Source organism: Novosphingobium sp. G106 (assembly GCF_019075875.1).
GTDB lineage: Bacteria > Pseudomonadota > Alphaproteobacteria > Sphingomonadales > Sphingomonadaceae > Novosphingobium.
Window position 1 is genome coordinate 37,693 of the sequence record NZ_JAHOOZ010000003.1, and the last position, 14,878, is coordinate 52,570.

Consider the following 14,878-nt stretch of genomic DNA (forward strand, 5'->3'; position numbering starts at 1 on the left):
CCGACGCTGGTTGACGAACCAGCGGAGGGCGAGGGCTGGCTGCACGAAATCAAGTACGACGGTTATCGCACCTTGATCGTCACCAGTGGCGGAAACGGCCTTCACCCTCAATGGCCACGACTGGTCGAGCCTCTATTCTCCCATCGTGGCCGCGGCATGCCGGGTGGCGCCGAATGCCGCGATTGATGGCGAAATCATCGTTCAGGATGACCAGGGCCGCTCGGACTTCGGCGCGCTCCGAGAAGCGATCAAGGCTGAGCCTCGACGCCTCGTCTTCGTTGCCTTCGACGTGCTGTATCTGGACGGCGAGGATTTGCGCGAAAGTAGACTGGTTGAGCGCCGGGCCCGCCTGCGCGATCTCATCGGCGATCATGATCCCGGCACACCCATCCAGTTTTCGCCGACTTTCGAGGGGACTGGGAAGCAGCTTCTCGATGCTGCATGCGGGATCGAACTTGAAGGTATCGTCAGCAAACGTGCTTCCAGCCGATACCGGAGCGGACGGCAGAAGAGCTGGCTGAAGGTCAAATGCTACGACGAGGGCGATTACCTGGTCGTGGGCGCCGAGCACGAACCCGGCAAACCGGCATTCGCGCTTCTGGCTCGTGAAAGTAGCGACGGCCTCGAATACGCCGGCAGTGCATTTGTCACATTAGGCGGTGACGAGCGCGATCGGTTCTGGACCGCGGTCGATCGGCACGGCCGCGCTAAGCCGGCGCTGCAAATGGACAAGCGCAAAGGAGCGCGCTGGGTCGATCCGGTGCTCCGGGTTCGGGCTCAACATCTGAAGGGAAGCGGGAAACTACGCCACGCGACCATAAGGGAGCTACTGCCATGACCGCTCATGCACAGGTCACCAGGCGGGAGCATCAACTTGAAGAAGTACTCCGCGGTATGTGTCATCACTTCACCCTCATGCAGCTTCGGGCCTCTTATTACCTCCCCGATGGCAATGCGGAGACTTTCATCGACGTCCTGGGCATGCTTGACGGGCCAGATCAACGTCGCGTGCAGAGTGCAGCTCGTAAGCTGCTGAACGAGCCACAGTCGCACATACGCTTGCAAAATGACTGATCACAGTCGCCGGCAATTGCATCTTCGTCGCCCCCAAATTCTTTTCAATCAACGGGATACATCAGTGTGCCAGGCCGTTGAGAAGGGGTCGCGCCATAAATGATCCCGTCCCCCCCTCCATGGCGCGGCCAAGAGAAAGTCACCCCACCTCATCCCCGCTTCGGCGGGGATTTTTCTTCAGTCGACTTGATAGTGAATGTGTCAGAGACCCCGCCGGAGCGGGGTCTCTACGGCAGTCATTTATGGCTGGTTATTCTGCCCGCCCTGCTGCCCAGCCTGTCCCGCTTGCTGGTTCTGCTGACCCTGCTGGCGGTCGGCCGCGGCTCCTTGCTGGCCGCCCTCTGGCGCCGCGCCAGGTGACTGGGGGGGTGCCCATTCCCTGCTGGTTCTACTGTCCGGATTGTCCGGCGCCGCCCTGCTGGTTCCGGTCAGCGTTTTCGCCCGGCTGTCCCTGCTGATTGCCTTGTTGATTTTGCTGACCGGCCTGAGTGCCGCCGCCCTGCGCCCTGCCGGGCCACCTTGATCGAACTCTAGGCCGTAGGGTCGCGGATTTAAGGCCACGCTGGGCGAATGGCACTTCGCAGCTCGTCGCGCGCATGCTGGCCAAACACATCGACGACTTTGCCAACCGTGACATACCGATCTCGTTGCCAAGATGATTCGAAGCCTCGAAGGAGACCGAGCTTTGCCAAGACAGGAATGACGAATGACCGCCGCCCCTTGAACGAAGCCACCTCTCCGCACTCTAACGAGGCGGCGCCTCTGCCCGCCCGCCTTCTGCGCTTGCCGGATGTCATGGCTCGAGTGGGAATGAAGCGTTCCGCGATCTATCAGCGGATGAGCGAAGGCAGGTTTCCGAAATCGCGATCGCTTGGCCCTAAATGCGCTGTGTGGGTCGAAGCGGAAATCGACGATTGGATACGCGGAATCGCGTCAACCTAGATCAGCATATGGCCCGCTCGTTTCGCAAACGCAGTACCGTCTAAGTTGCGGCATGATCCACAGATACTTACAGGGTGATCTTCTTCATCCCGTTAGCCTGAAGGGCAAACAGCGCCGGCTACGGGGCGAATTTCCGGCTCCGCTGACGCTGCGCGTTCACGGGTCGTTGTCCTGGCTGCGTCGCGCTGAAGGCGAAGCCGATGATCTCGATATCTGTTTCATTCTCCTTGGGGCGAGTTCGTCCTTCACTTCAAGAAACGGGCATCGGTTCGAGCGTCCCAAGCCATCCAACAATTACGAGGATCGCGGCGGCCAGAGTGAATTCCAGCCCAATGCTCAGGCGCAACGCGCGAATTGCAGCTGACCCATTGCCTGCATTGGCATTGCGCGCAAGCGCGGGGGAAAGCCTGAAACGGTTGAGTGCGGCAAGGCCGAGCATGCCGCCAAACAGAGTCAGTTTGATCAGCAGCAATTGTCCATATTGCGTCGATGGCAGCAGGGGCAAATCGTCAAGCTTGAGCAGGAAAGAAGTGTTCAATAGCCCCGTCAGTATCACTACAGCCACGACAATCGTTCCAACTCTTCCGAAGCTCGCGAGCATTTGCCAGGTCCCTAAAATATCCCCATCGGGCGCGAGCGCTGCTAGCTGTCGAAGCAGGATCACCAATGCGCCAAGCCATACCGACGCTGCCAGCAGATGGAAAATGTCTCCAGAAAACCGAACCATGCTAGCAGCGCCGTCCGACGCCGCCGCATGCCCTGACCACGCCAGTGATGCGATCGCAATTGCCCCAAAACCCGCGACAATTTTGGCTGCCGGGGTTTTAGGGCCTGCTGGAATTGCGGTGGACGTCAAGATTAGGACGAGCGCGGTGATCCGAACCAGAAACGCCCAGCCCACACCAGTGCTAGTCACTAGCGATGTAAAAAGATCAGGATCAATTTCGAAGGCACTTGTTCCCGCCATTGCAGCTGCCGTCATGGCGAAACCAATTAGACTCAAACACAGGCCTGCCACTACCAGCAAGGCAAGAGTGCCCCGTTTCAAAGGTGACGCGCGAGGCCAGGCCAATTGTGTCGCAAAGATTGGGGCGCCGAACAGCACGCCTAAATCGACATAAAGACCCCCGCGCACCAAGTGGATTGCCTCGAGGGACATATTTAGCGGACCGTGAAGGAGACCTTGCCGGAAACCCGATGCGTGTCATTCGAAACCGCATGCCAATTGACGTCGTATGTGCCGGCCGGAAGCGGGCGGGCGAGGGATGCCCTCAGCGTCTTGCGATCCGGGGCAAGGGAAGCCCTGATCCCGCTCACCTTCATTGCGATGTGTTTCCTGGATGATGACGCGGTGGGCATGCCGGTCATCACCAAGTCGAGGCCGGATAGAGGCGCGATCAAAGTCTCGCTGAATGTAAGGCTGATCTCGCGGACATTGCCCGTGTTTGCTGATTGAGCCGGCAGGGCGCGCCAAAGGCGCGGATGTGCCAGGGCTGGAGTGGCCGCAGCAACGGCGATGGCGGCAAGCAACGCTGCAACTGTTCGGATCTGTATCATTCTGCTTCTCCTCGCGAACCCGGTCTAACTGGATTAGGCTCAGTACCTCGCGGTGCGTTGGTTAAAGCGCAGATGGCGGATCGAGGTGCACGCTGGAAAGTTACTCCGGCGGGTCAACAAACCCGGGTTGGAATTGCTCGTCCAACCCGGGTCAAGCCAAATGCCAGCCCTGGTTGCCGTCAGTGGCGGCGGCACTCTTACCTCATTGACGCTCGCCATCTCTGCGTTTCAATAGCCATAATAACTGTAGCGCGGGTAGTAACGGCGCTGCCACTCGCGGCGGTGCCACCCGTCATGTTCTCGATCGAGTTGATCGTGCGCATATCGGTGCTCGTATCGCAATTGCCGATGCAATTGTGCATGCTCCCAGGGCGTCAAACCCTGCTCGTGTGCTTCGGCATGCTCTTCGTCGAGCTGATCATGAACGTCGCCGTGCTCGGCATCGAGCTCTTCATGCTCATCATCGTGGCGTGAATGGCTGCTGTAATAGGGGGTGTCATAATAGCCGCCGCCTGAGCCGATCGAGATCGACCAGCTGCTTTGCGCGAATGCCGCAGTCGGTGCCATCGCCGCAAATGCGGCCGCTCCGACAAGGGGTATCAGATTTCTTTTCACCATGCGCTCCTTCCAACTAAGCCCCTGCGACTGTTTGATACAATTGCTCTGCATGGTGGCTGAATGGAGGAGATGATTGGCGTTCATCTCCGGCAGGCGGGGCGAGGCCCGCCAACGCTGACGGTCTGTGATGGGCGTCGGGTAGGCCAATTCGGAGTGCAGAATCCAGTGGACACCGACCGGAGGCGGGTGAACGTCATCGCAGACCGATCACCCATCGAACAAATTGCTATTGCGAACCATTCGCATATGTAGTAGCAACATTGCAGCAACAAACTGGCATCTGATTCGGGGGGTACATGAAAAAAATTGGGCTGCTTCTGGCGGCGACAGCGCTGTCGACCGCGACACCGGCACTTGCCGAACAGTCTTCCCTTGAAGCAGAAGTCGCATTGCTGAAAGCGCAGATCGCGGCGCAAAAAGAGCAGCTCGCGGCACAGGCTGCGCGCCTGGAACTAGTCGAGGCCCGTTTGCAGACCGCTACGGCTCCAACCACTCCTCCTGTGGCCTTGGCGGAATCTACGAGCAGTGCCTCAGGAACGACTGCATCGCCCACGGCAGTCGCTGCCAACACCGTTGGTGCCGGCAGGGGCAGCGGCGGGGAAACGACGATCGGCGGTTATGGCGAGATCACCTACAACGGCTATCTCAAGGACAGCAGCCGCAATCAGGCTGACCTCAAGCGACTGGTGCTGTTTGTCGGCCATCGCTTCAGCGACAAACTCAGCTTCAACAGCGAAATCGAGGTCGAACATGCGGTTGCCAGTTCGGGCGACCAGGGCGAAGTCGCAATCGAGCAGGCCTACCTCGACTACTCTTTCAGCCAGGCAGCGAACCTCAAGGCAGGTCTATTCCTGATGCCGTTCGGATTTCTCAACCGCAATCACGAGCCGCCCGTGTTCTATGGCGTCGAGCGCAACGAAGTTGAAACCCGCATCATCCCCTCGACGTGGCGAGAAGGCGGGACCGGTCTCTATGGCAGCACACCGTTTGGCCTCAGCTACGATGTCGGGGTCACGACCGGCTTTAATGTCGCCAAATTTGATGATCCCGGCGCGCCGCTGGCAGGGTCACACCAGGAACTCCAGCTCGCGAAGGCTTCAAGCCTCTCGTTTTACGGCTCACTGGAATATCAGGGCATACCCGGCTTGCTGATCGGCGGCGCGGTTTTCACCGGCAACGCCACCCACAACAACGCCGACTTCAAGGGCGACCACAGCCTGCCGGATTTCTCGGGCATTACCTCCCGCGTCACTCTGTGGGACGTTCACGGTCGTTGGCAGCATCGGGGTCTCGACCTTCAGGCGCTCTACGCGCGGGGCACGATCAGCCATTCGGCAGCGCTCGGCGCTGTGGTGGAAAATTTCAATGACGCCAATGGCACCGAACTGCCGGTCGCTCCTTCAGCCTTCTACGGCTGGTATGTTCAGGGTGCTTACAGTTTCGCGCTCGGGGGGCACCGCGACCCTCGATCCGTTCGTCCGCTACGAGAAATTCGACACGCAGGCGCGCATGCCGCTGGGGCTCATGGCCGATGCGGTCAATCGCGACCGGGTGCTCACGACGGGCTTCTCGTTCCATCCGCTGCGCGAAGTGGTGGTAAAGGTCGACTACCAAAAATTCTTTGAAAACAAGGACAACGACCGGATCAATCTTGGTCTGGGCTACATGTTCTAACAATCGGGATAGATATAATATGCGCCTATTTTTCAGCCGCTATGGCAGCGGCCTGCTTTCTTGCACCCTGGCACTGGGTACTGCCACTGCACTCCCAGGCGTGGCCCACGCAGACGAAAACCTCTTTGGCTATAACACGGGCGCCGAGACCCTCCCGAAAGGCTCTGGCGAGGTCTATGTGTTCAACACCCTGCGCTCCGACAAGGGGCAGGGCACTTACCGCGCGATCGATACCGAGATTGAGGGCGAATACGGCGTCACCGACAGGATCACTGTGTCGGCCGCCGCTAGCTTCCTCACGATCGACACCCATGGTTTGCTGATCGACGGCTATCTTCCGGCGCCCATCGACAAGGGGCCACGTTTTTCAGGACTGGAGCTGAAATCGAAGTTCAACGTGCTCAGTCCCGCGCTCGACAATTTCGGACTCGCCGTCATCACCTCGGTCGAGTGGAAGCGGCTCGATCCGCATAGCGGCCAGCGCAAGACAGAGTACGAAGGTAAGGTCGTTCTCGCCGCGCAGAAGTATTTCCGTCAGGGGCAGATCGTCTGGGTCGGCAACCTCGGTCTCAAGGCTGGGCATGAAAAGCGGGCACCAATCGCCAATCTGCCAGCCGATTTCGACTGGCCAACCACTCCGGAGATGGAAATCGAGCTAAGCGCCGGCACCGGCCTGACCTATCGTGTCGCCCCCAACTGGTTCATCGGTGCCGAGACGCAATATACCTCGGAATATGAGACTGAAGTTGGCCAGGAGCGCTGGTCGCTGTTCGCCGGCCCGACGATTCATTATGGCGGCGAGAAGTTCTGGGCCACGCTCACCTGGTTTCCGCAGATCAAGGGCGGCGGCGAGCGTTACACCGGGCAGACCGACATCAATCTGCACCTGATCGAGAAGACCAAGAACGAGTTTCGACTTAAGCTTGGCATGAACTTCTGACAGGAATCCGTCATGACACGCTTCAACTGGGCTACCCTTTTCAGCATTCCGGCGATTGCCGCCTCATCGAGCGCTTTCGCCGCCGACTACCTGACGGTGGCCGAGGCACAGCACATCCTTGTCCCGCAAGCCGATGGATTCGCGGCATTCCCGGTTACACTGTCCCCGGCACAGCTTGCGCAGATCCGTCAGATCTCCGGAGTGCCTCAGCGTACAGCCCAGCCGCGCATATGGCGTGCTACCGTCGGCGGCAGACTTGCGGGCTGGGTGATCGTCGACGAGGTGATCGGCAAGCACGAATATATCACCTATGCCACGGGCATCTCTTCCGACGGCCACGTGCTGGGCATTGAAATCCTGAGCTATCGCGAGAGCAAGGGCGGGCAGGTGCGCGACGCACGGTGGCGCAACCTGTTCCGGGGAAAGACGGTGCGCGACAAGTTCAAGCTCAACCAGGACATCCCGAACATTTCCGGCGCCACTCTGTCGTCACGCAACGTCACTGACGGAGTGAAGCGCCTGCTCGCTATTCACGCCGTCGCCTTGGCCCAGGCGAGGTAAGCTTGCTTACCCGCTGCAAGCCGCTGCTCGGCACGCTCGTTGAGATCACCGTTCCAGAAGCTGCAGCAGGAGCGGTGGACGGCGCATTCGCGGTGATTGCGACAATCCATGCGCGCATGTCCTTTCATGCCGACGACAGCGACCTGGCGCTGCTCAGGAAGGCGCACCCTGGCATGACCGTCGAGGTGGCACCCGAGACCGTGGAGGTGCTGCGCATCGCTCTCGATTTCTATCGGGATTCGAACGGACTTTTCGATGTGACAATTGGCAGGGAACTGGTGCGCTCTGGATTCCTGCCTCAGCCGGAAGGTTCGATATGGTCTCGCCATCAGGGCACTTCGGCAGACATCGAGATCGTCGATGACTATAGAGTTCGTTGTCACAAGCCCATGCTGATCGATCTTGGCGGGATCGCCAAAGGGTTCGCCGTCGATCAGGCGATCGAGGCATTGCAGGCGGCAAGCGTCACCGAAGGTCTCGTAAATGCAGGTGGCGATTTGCGGATGTTCGGTGTGCGCAAATGGACAGTCGGGCTGCGCGACGGCGACGGTGCTGTGCGGACCTCGATTGCCCTAGCCGATTGCGCCATAGCCAGTTCTTCGAATTTCGGTAACCGTCGCAAGAGATTTGGCCGGCTTCAAACGCCGCACATTGGTGCCGACCGCTTACCGATAGCGATACCGGGCCGGGTCAGCGTTATTTCCGAGCGCTGCGTATTCGCCGACGCCTTGACCAAGGTGGCGATCGCTGCCCCTGACGCTGCAGAAGGAATGATGAAGCATTATGCCGGAAAGATCCTGGCGGAACCCTGTATGGGATGGGCAGCATGACGGCCCATCGCCGCACGGCTCGGCTAGCGAATTGGCAAATCTGGCTCCTCTGCCTTAGCGGAGCGGGCTTGTGGCTCAGCGGAGGGATCTGGCTGTTGCTGCATTATTTCGGCCAGCAGCAGGGAGAATTCGGCCCGGAAACAAACCCGCTTGAACCGTGGATGATGAAGCTCCACGGCTTGGTCCTGATCCCCGCGCTCCTTGGCATAGGCGGCATGTTCGTCGCACACATCCCTAAGGGTTGGGATCACGTGCATCAGCGTGTCGCGGGCATCGCTCTAGGAGCCGTCTTATCCGTCCTGATTGCGAGCGGTTACATGCTCTACTACGTCGGAGACGAAGCGCTGCGCGCATGGACTAGCCTTGCGCATTGGGGGCTGGGTATCATGCTGCCCGCTATCTTCCTGTGGCATTATCTCAATGGCCTGCTCGTGCGGCGCCGGCGGACGCGACCAAAAAGACCGGGGGCAGCGGGCGTAGAGCAGACAGCTCGATAGGTTTTCCGTCCGCGCCAAATCCCCGATACGGTTCAGTCAGTGCATAAAGAGGCGTGCTCGCCGATCTGCGATATACGACAGGCGCCATGATGCCTGAACCTGGCGTCCTTTGAGGCGATAGGTTGCTGTTGACGGATGACCTGAACGGTTGCTGTCGCGCGTGTTCAGGCGCGGGCCAATGCATTCCTGCCAGCGTGCATTGGTCATCGAACGACATAGAAAGGGATGGAACATGAGGCGGATTGTGAGCGGATTATTGGCGGGCATTGCCGGATTGAGCGCCTTCGCATCCATCCCGACTGCCGCCTTTGCCCACGAACGCGTCGTACGGGAATCTCATTCTTATTCGTACGAATCTGACGACGATGACGACAACGATGACTGGCGCGAACATCGTCGCTATCGCGACGAATATGATTACCAGGAGCCGGTTCGGTACAGCCGATCCTATTATTATGAAGCCAGTCCGCGCTACGATCGACGTTACCGTGATAACCGCTATTACCGCGGTGATTGTCGCACGAGTGGAACGACCGGGGCGATCGTCGGCGGCGCGCTCGGGGCCCTGCTCGGTCGCGGCCTGGATCGTAATGGCGACCGCGCCGTCGGCACGATCCTTGGCGCCGGCGGAGGTGCGGTCATCGGGCACGAGATAGATCGTAAGCACCGCTGTTGAGGTATGCCGCCCATTTGACTGGTAGGGGCGAAAGCAAATTCACGTCGCCCCTGCAAGGCAGGGCAGCGGTTCTTCGTCTTCGCAAGCGATGTCGGTGTCGAAGGGCCGGCCGTTTCAATCACTGCCCGGAATAGGGCGGATCAATTGGTAGTCTTAGGCCAGCCGAGCCACGCCCCGACTTTGCACTCAAACCTCGGCCAGGCAGGGTCAACGATTCAAATACGGAGCTTCCGAAGCGCGGCCCAAAGCTCCGCTAAGCGTCACAATTGCTTCGAACAGATCGCCGACGAACTCTTCTTCGACCAGCATGGACAGGGTGTGCCGGACGATCAGGGCTTCATTGCTGCGGGCATCGCTGACCAGCTGGAGAAAAATTGCCTCGTGTTCAGATACATGGTTGCAGGTAAGCTGGCAGAACTCAAAGTTTTCGAGCCCTCCGCGGTTGAACAACGCCATCATCCGAAGAAAGGGTTGAAGCGCCGCAATCATGTTCCGCCCGGCAAAGACCTTGCCGATCCCCGTGCCGGGACATGCTTTCTTCCCGACCGACACGACCCAACTGCGCATCGCCCAGATGAGCAATTGGCCTTCGTGGCTTAGTTCAGACACCGGTCGGTCAACAACAGCGTACATAATTGCGGTCTCCAGTGGGCAGGGGTCAGAGGTCGAAGCGCACGGTCGCGATGACGGTGCGCGGAGCGCCGGGGAGGTTCAGCAGCGGAGAGGTGCCGTGTCCGGATACGATGTAGCGCTTGTCGAACAGATTATAGGCGTTGAGCTGGAGGCGAGCCGGGCCCAGTTTTACCCAAGCCAGCGCGTCCACGGTCACAAAGGCGGGTAGCGTCACAGTATTGCCGGGGTTGGCAAACCGATCGCCGCCGTAGTTGCCGCCGAGGCCGATCCCGAAGCTATCGGCGAAATCCTTGCTGACGAACAGGTTGGCGCTATGCAGGGGTGTGAGCGTCGCCCGCTTGCCTTCGACCGCCTGGCCGCTCTCAACGGCCAACGAGCGCGTTATCCGTGCGTCGAGATAGGAGTAGCCGGCGATCGCGCGCCAGCCGGAGGCGAGGTCCAGGTTCGCCGAAAGCTCGAGGCCGCGCGTACGCTGCGTGCCGATCGGGATCAGCACCGTCGAGCCGGGCGCGGCCGACTTGATCCCGGTCCGCTCGAGTTCGAACAGCGACATCGTTGCATTCAATCGCCCGCCGAGCAGGGTGTACTTGGCGCCGATTTCCTTGTTGGTGGTCTTCTCGGGCTCGATGCCGGCGTTGTTCGCCGCAAGGGCAAAGCCTTCGCCCGATGGTTGGAAGGAGCGGCTCCACGAGACATAGTAGCTCTGCTTGTCGTCGGGCTGGAAGACCATGCCCGCGCGGGGGGCTCCACACCGCGTCCTTGCGGTACAGGTTGGGCAAGGCGAGGCGCTGGATCGTGCGCTGATCGAACCAGTCTCTGCGTAGTCCCACCAGTGCCTTGAAGCCGGAACCGAAGTCGATCAGGTCCTGAACATAGAGCCCCTCGTTCTTGAACTGGCCCTCGTTGTGCGTTGCCGGTGTACCGCCGAGGTCGACTGCCACGACAGGCAGGACCGGGTTGTAGAGATCGACTGTGGTAAACCCATTGCGCTCGCGCTCTCGGCAGTCAGCGGGGCAATGATGGACTTCGGAAAGCCGCTGCGCGCCTGGGCGCAGCGCCATGCCGGTTATCAGCCCCCTTTCTGGCCAAAACCGGTTCCGTTGCTGGAAAAGACCATCGGTGCGGACCGGGCGCTGGCGCTGGCAATCAATGCGCTTCCCGATGCGTCACTGACTTCGGTCAGCCTGCCGAGCCCCAAATCCCCGGTCTATCAAGTGCGCCTCCGGCGTCCCGGGGAGTGGCGAACCTGGTCTGGCAGCAGCTTTGTAGTGCTCGAAGCGGGAAGCGGCAGGATCCTTTCCACCTACGATGCGGCAAACGGGCCTTTGGCCAACAGGATACTGGACAGCGCCTTTCCTGTGCACAGCGGGGGAGGCCGCCGGGCTTCCCGGACGCATACTGGTAGCTCTCGCAGGCCTGTCTCTGCCCCTCCTCTATGCCACTGGACTCTGGGCTTGGCTTCGCCGGCGTCGCATCAACAAATCGATCAAGGCCTGCGAGGCATCTAATCCGATCAACACTGGATTTGCGGCTTAGGACTGTTCGATTGTCAGGTGGGCAATCTCGTGAACATCGGTCAGCCGCGACCGAACCTCATCTCGTTCGTCGCCGCGCAGCGAAACTATCGCCACGTGCCTCCGGGGCCGACCGCCAGACGTGCAGATCCGTCATCCGGGCTTCACTGGATGTTCGGCTGGCTCGCGGATTTCGCCCTCGATGTCGACCCGGTGGGCGTCTAGCGGAACATAAGCGGTTTCCCGCAGCGATAATTAGGATCAGATTGCGATCCACAGCTGCCCTACTTCTCGCGCGAATTGCCGCGCCGATACTGTAGGACTAGCGCCGGCAGAAATAGCAAGCTCATGATGGTCGAGGTGATTAGGCCGCCGAGAATGACCAGCGCCATCGGTCCCTGGACTTCGCGGCCCGCCTGGCCGCTCTCCAGCGCTAGGGGCAGCAGACCAAGCGCGGTGACGAGCGCGGTCATGAGGATCGGCGTCACGCGCTCCTCGGTCGCGCGAAGAACTGCTAAAATCCCGAACTCCATCCCTTCCTCTTCGACCAACTGATCGACGTGCGATACCAGTAGGATGGCATTGCGCGCGGCAATGCCAAACAGGGTGACGAACCCCACCAGCGCACCGAGTGAGAGTACGCCGCCGCTCATCCCGATCGCGGCTACGCCGCCGACCAGAGCGAACGGCGTCCCCGCCAGAATGAGAAGTGCCGGTCGCCATCCGCCAAAAGCCAGAATGAGCAGAGCAACGATGCCGATTCCCGCGATCGCAACATTGAACGCAATCTGCCGGGTTGCGGCCTTCTGTCCCTCGGCAACCCCCGAGAATGACAGCGACACGCCGGGCGGCAGCTTGACCTTGGCGGCAATTGCGGCTCGGGCGTCCCGGGCGAAACCGGCGGCATCCTTGCGAGTCGGATTGGCAGTGACGACTTGGCGGCGCTGTCCACCCTCACGGGCAATCGTGCTACGTCCCTCTTCAAGCGTGATCGAGGCTATGTCCGACAAGCGCACGGTCGAACCGTCTCCCGACCTGACGAGCAGGCGCGCGACGCTCTCCGGGTCCTGGCGCAGTTCGGGCGGCAAGACGAGCGCGACGTCAGTAACGCGGTCGGCCTCGGCAACCTCCCCAGCTATATGGCCTTGGAAGGCGATTTCGATTGCATCGTTGGCGTCCGCTGGGGTGACACCATAGGTAGCCATGCGGCGCGGATCGAGGGCGATTGCCAGTACTGGCGTTCCGGGCGGCGACTTTACCTTGACGTCGGCCGCGCCCGAGACACTAGAAATTGCCCGGGCAATATCGCTGGCCGCATGGTCGAGTGCGTCGAGATCGGGACCATAAATGCTTACGGCGAACTGCGCAGTCTCGCCACTGAGCGATTCGCCAATCCGGTCGCCAAGGAAGGTCAGGGTCGCCGATTGTAGCGCCGGATATTTGGCCAGGGTCGTCCGGATTCCATCGACTGCGCGAACCTCGCTGCCCGCGCCGCCGGGCTTTAGCTCGACATGAACCTCAGTTTGGTTCGGCGGGAACGGGTCTTCGCCCGCTTCGGCGCGGCCGATCTGCTGCTCGACTGTTGCGATTTCCGGAATGGCGAGCAGATCCTTCGACAGGTGCGTGCCAGTCTCGCGCATCCAGCCCATTGAAGCACCTACTGGCCCATTGACCTTGAGCACGTAGTGCCCCTCGCGAAAGGCAGGGAGCAGTTCGCCGCCGAAGGCCATCAGTCCGGCAATCCCGATCAGGCTGGTGACCAGCGTCGCCACCACAACGCCATGCGGCTTACCGCAGATCGCCTCCAGGCGACGGCGGTGCCAATCCTTGGCGCGAACGAGGAACGTAGGTTCGGGATGCGGCTCGGTCTTGCCGAGCAAGAGCAGCGCCAGCGCCGGAGTGATCGTTACAGCAACTGCCAGCGAGGCGAGGACCGCGAGCAGGAACGACAGCGCGAGCGGCGCGAAGAACGCGCCCTGCAAGCCGGTAAGGAAAAGAATCGGGGCGATCGTCAGGGCGAGCAGGTAGGTCGCATAGACGACCGGCGCGCGCACTTCGACCGTAGCGTCGGATATGATCCCCCGACGTCCGGCCGGCGATGCCCCGCGCAGGCGGCGGACGATGTTCTCTACGCCGACCACCGCGTCATCGACCACCACGCCGAGCGCAACGGTTAGGCCGCCCAGAGTCATGGTGTTGATCGTCTGGTCCATCGCATAGAGCACAATCAGCGCGGCGAGCAGCGACAGCGGGATCGAAACGAAGGCGATCAGCGCGACCCTTAGGTTGCGCAGAAAGGCGAACAGTACCAGCCCGATCATGGCCGCGCCAATCAGGAGATCGATCGACATTCCGTGGAGCGCGGTCTCAATGAAGTTCGCCGGGCGGTGCAACGCCGGGTAGACCCGAATGCCCTGTGCCGCGAACACGGGTTTCATGTCGGCAAGGGTTGCCTCGACCGCGCGGGTCGCTTCGAGCGTGTTGGCGCCGTATTGGCTCGACAGAGAAACGAGGACGCCGGGCCGCCCCATCACAAGCGCATCGCCGAACTGCGGTCCGGCGGCGAGTGTTACGTCGGCAAGGTCGCGCAAAGCGATCGAACCGCCGCTGCCGGCCGGGATCAGCGCGGAGCCCAGCGTTGACGCGTCGATCATGCCGTTTGTCGGGCGAACGAGAATGCGCTGATTGGCTGTCTCAGTGAAGCCGCCGCCGCGTACCGCGGTCAGCGCAGCGATGGCGTTGGAGACTTCAGCAAGTGAGACTTGGCGGGCAGCAAGCTCGGCCGGACGAAGTCGCACCTCGAAGCGCGATCCCGCCGAACCATAGACTGTGGCCCCGGCGACGCCTCGTGTCGCCAGAAGGCGCGGGCGCACGGTCCAGTCGGCGAATGCGCGCAACTGACGTGGATCGAGTTTGTCGCTGACCAAGCCGATCTTGATGAGGTCCATGGTCGAGGAGGTGAGGGGCGAAAGCCTTGGCGCTGCCACCCCTGTGGGTAGCGAGCCGGTCGTGCCTGCCAGCGCCTCGGCGATCACCTGTCGCGCGCGCAGCGGATCCGAGCCTTCGCTGAAGATGACGCGGATCACCGAGAGCCCTTGCGCCGAATCCGAGCGCACCGCTTCGACTCCATTGGCACCGTTTATCGCGTTTTCGAGCGGCCGAGTGACCAGCGCCTCGACTTGTTCCGCAACGAGTCCAGGGGCCTCGGTTTGTACCGTGACCTGCGCGGGAACGAACTCTGGAAAAACATCGTAGCTGGCCCGCTCTACTACTACGACGCCGAAGACCAGCAGGAGAAGCCCCGCGCATACCACCATCCAGGGGTAGAGCAGGCACCAGCGAACCAGACCATCGAGCATGGC

At 60.9% G+C, this 14,878-nt stretch carries 17 protein-coding genes; 11 read left to right on the forward strand and 6 right to left on the reverse strand.

Features of this window, described 5'->3' with window-relative positions:
- The first annotated feature begins 85 nt into the window (after positions 1 to 85).
- From KRR38_RS32210 to KRR38_RS38025, 3 genes are all read left to right on the forward strand, one after another.
- Positions 86 to 838: a hypothetical protein gene (locus tag KRR38_RS32210; RefSeq protein WP_217407902.1), complete on the forward strand. Its 753-nt coding sequence runs from the start codon at positions 86 to 88 to the stop codon at positions 836 to 838.
- Positions 835 to 1,074 carry a hypothetical protein gene (locus KRR38_RS32215; RefSeq protein ID WP_217407903.1) on the forward strand — a complete coding sequence of 80 codons (240 nt, stop codon included), beginning with the start codon at positions 835 to 837 and terminating at the stop codon, positions 1,072 to 1,074. The genes KRR38_RS32210 and KRR38_RS32215 overlap by 4 nt, the downstream gene beginning before the upstream one ends.
- Positions 1,075 to 1,884: 810 nt before the next feature.
- Positions 1,885 to 2,016, forward strand: a complete 132-nt coding sequence (locus KRR38_RS38025; protein WP_375293496.1) for an AlpA family phage regulatory protein — start codon at positions 1,885 to 1,887, stop codon at positions 2,014 to 2,016.
- A gap of 250 nt (positions 2,017 to 2,266) precedes the next feature.
- Here the strand turns inward: KRR38_RS38025 and copD are convergent, their stop codons facing one another.
- From copD to KRR38_RS32235, 3 genes are all read right to left on the reverse strand, one after another.
- Positions 2,267 to 3,151: a copper homeostasis membrane protein CopD gene (gene copD, locus KRR38_RS32225; RefSeq protein WP_309141248.1), complete on the reverse strand. Its 885-nt coding sequence runs from the start codon at positions 3,149 to 3,151 to the stop codon at positions 2,267 to 2,269.
- A 26-nt stretch (positions 3,152 to 3,177) separates the two neighbouring features.
- Entirely contained in the window at positions 3,178 to 3,573 is a 396-nt protein-coding gene (gene copC / locus KRR38_RS32230; protein WP_254515847.1) for a copper homeostasis periplasmic binding protein CopC, read from the reverse strand.
- A 228-nt stretch (positions 3,574 to 3,801) separates the two neighbouring features.
- The gene (locus tag KRR38_RS32235; protein ID WP_217407906.1) at positions 3,802 to 4,338 is read right to left on the reverse strand and encodes a hypothetical protein; all 537 of its coding nucleotides are present in this window, start codon (positions 4,336 to 4,338) and stop codon (positions 3,802 to 3,804) included.
- Positions 4,339 to 4,487: 149 nt separating this feature from the next.
- Between KRR38_RS32235 and KRR38_RS32240 the strand changes: the two genes are divergently transcribed.
- The 6 genes from KRR38_RS32240 (at position 4,488) to KRR38_RS32265 (ending at position 9,369) form a co-directional block, all read left to right on the forward strand.
- On the forward strand, positions 4,488 to 5,816 hold the full coding sequence (locus tag KRR38_RS32240; protein ID WP_217407907.1) for a porin: 1,329 nt from the start codon (positions 4,488 to 4,490) through the stop codon (positions 5,814 to 5,816).
- A 68-nt stretch (positions 5,817 to 5,884) separates the two neighbouring features.
- Positions 5,885 to 6,805, forward strand: a complete 921-nt coding sequence (locus tag KRR38_RS32245) for a DUF6662 family protein (protein WP_217407908.1) — start codon at positions 5,885 to 5,887, stop codon at positions 6,803 to 6,805.
- A 12-nt stretch (positions 6,806 to 6,817) separates the two neighbouring features.
- Positions 6,818 to 7,366 carry an FMN-binding protein gene (locus KRR38_RS32250; protein WP_217407909.1) on the forward strand — a complete coding sequence of 183 codons (549 nt, stop codon included), beginning with the start codon at positions 6,818 to 6,820 and terminating at the stop codon, positions 7,364 to 7,366.
- Positions 7,367 to 7,368: 2 nt separating this feature from the next.
- On the forward strand, positions 7,369 to 8,196 hold the full coding sequence (locus KRR38_RS32255; RefSeq protein WP_217407910.1) for an FAD:protein FMN transferase: 828 nt from the start codon (positions 7,369 to 7,371) through the stop codon (positions 8,194 to 8,196).
- Between the two features lie 95 nt (positions 8,197 to 8,291).
- Entirely contained in the window at positions 8,292 to 8,693 is a 402-nt protein-coding gene (locus KRR38_RS32260; protein WP_254515848.1) for a hypothetical protein, read from the forward strand.
- A gap of 232 nt (positions 8,694 to 8,925) precedes the next feature.
- The gene (locus KRR38_RS32265) at positions 8,926 to 9,369 is read left to right on the forward strand and encodes a glycine zipper 2TM domain-containing protein (RefSeq protein WP_217407912.1); all 444 of its coding nucleotides are present in this window, start codon (positions 8,926 to 8,928) and stop codon (positions 9,367 to 9,369) included.
- 207 nt (positions 9,370 to 9,576) lie between these two features.
- On the opposite strand, the gene KRR38_RS32270 is transcribed toward KRR38_RS32265, so the two are convergent.
- On the reverse strand, positions 9,577 to 10,002 hold the full coding sequence (locus tag KRR38_RS32270) for a hypothetical protein (RefSeq protein WP_217407913.1): 426 nt from the start codon (positions 10,000 to 10,002) through the stop codon (positions 9,577 to 9,579).
- 25 nt (positions 10,003 to 10,027) lie between these two features.
- Positions 10,028 to 10,732 (reverse strand): TonB-dependent receptor domain-containing protein, encoded by a 705-nt coding sequence (locus KRR38_RS32275; RefSeq protein ID WP_217407914.1) that lies wholly within the window; start codon positions 10,730 to 10,732, stop codon positions 10,028 to 10,030.
- Positions 10,733 to 11,310: 578 nt separating this feature from the next.
- Between KRR38_RS32275 and KRR38_RS38030 the strand changes: the two genes are divergently transcribed.
- Entirely contained in the window at positions 11,311 to 11,538 is a 228-nt protein-coding gene (locus KRR38_RS38030) for a PepSY domain-containing protein (RefSeq protein ID WP_375293490.1), read from the forward strand.
- A gap of 17 nt (positions 11,539 to 11,555) precedes the next feature.
- Positions 11,556 to 11,741 (forward strand): hypothetical protein, encoded by a 186-nt coding sequence (locus tag KRR38_RS32280; RefSeq protein ID WP_217407915.1) that lies wholly within the window; start codon positions 11,556 to 11,558, stop codon positions 11,739 to 11,741.
- A gap of 59 nt (positions 11,742 to 11,800) precedes the next feature.
- Here the strand turns inward: KRR38_RS32280 and KRR38_RS32285 are convergent, their stop codons facing one another.
- Complete coding sequence (locus tag KRR38_RS32285; RefSeq protein WP_217407916.1) at positions 11,801 to 14,875, reverse strand: efflux RND transporter permease subunit; 3,075 nt, start codon at positions 14,873 to 14,875, stop codon at positions 11,801 to 11,803.
- Between the last annotated feature and the right edge of the window lie 3 nt (positions 14,876 to 14,878).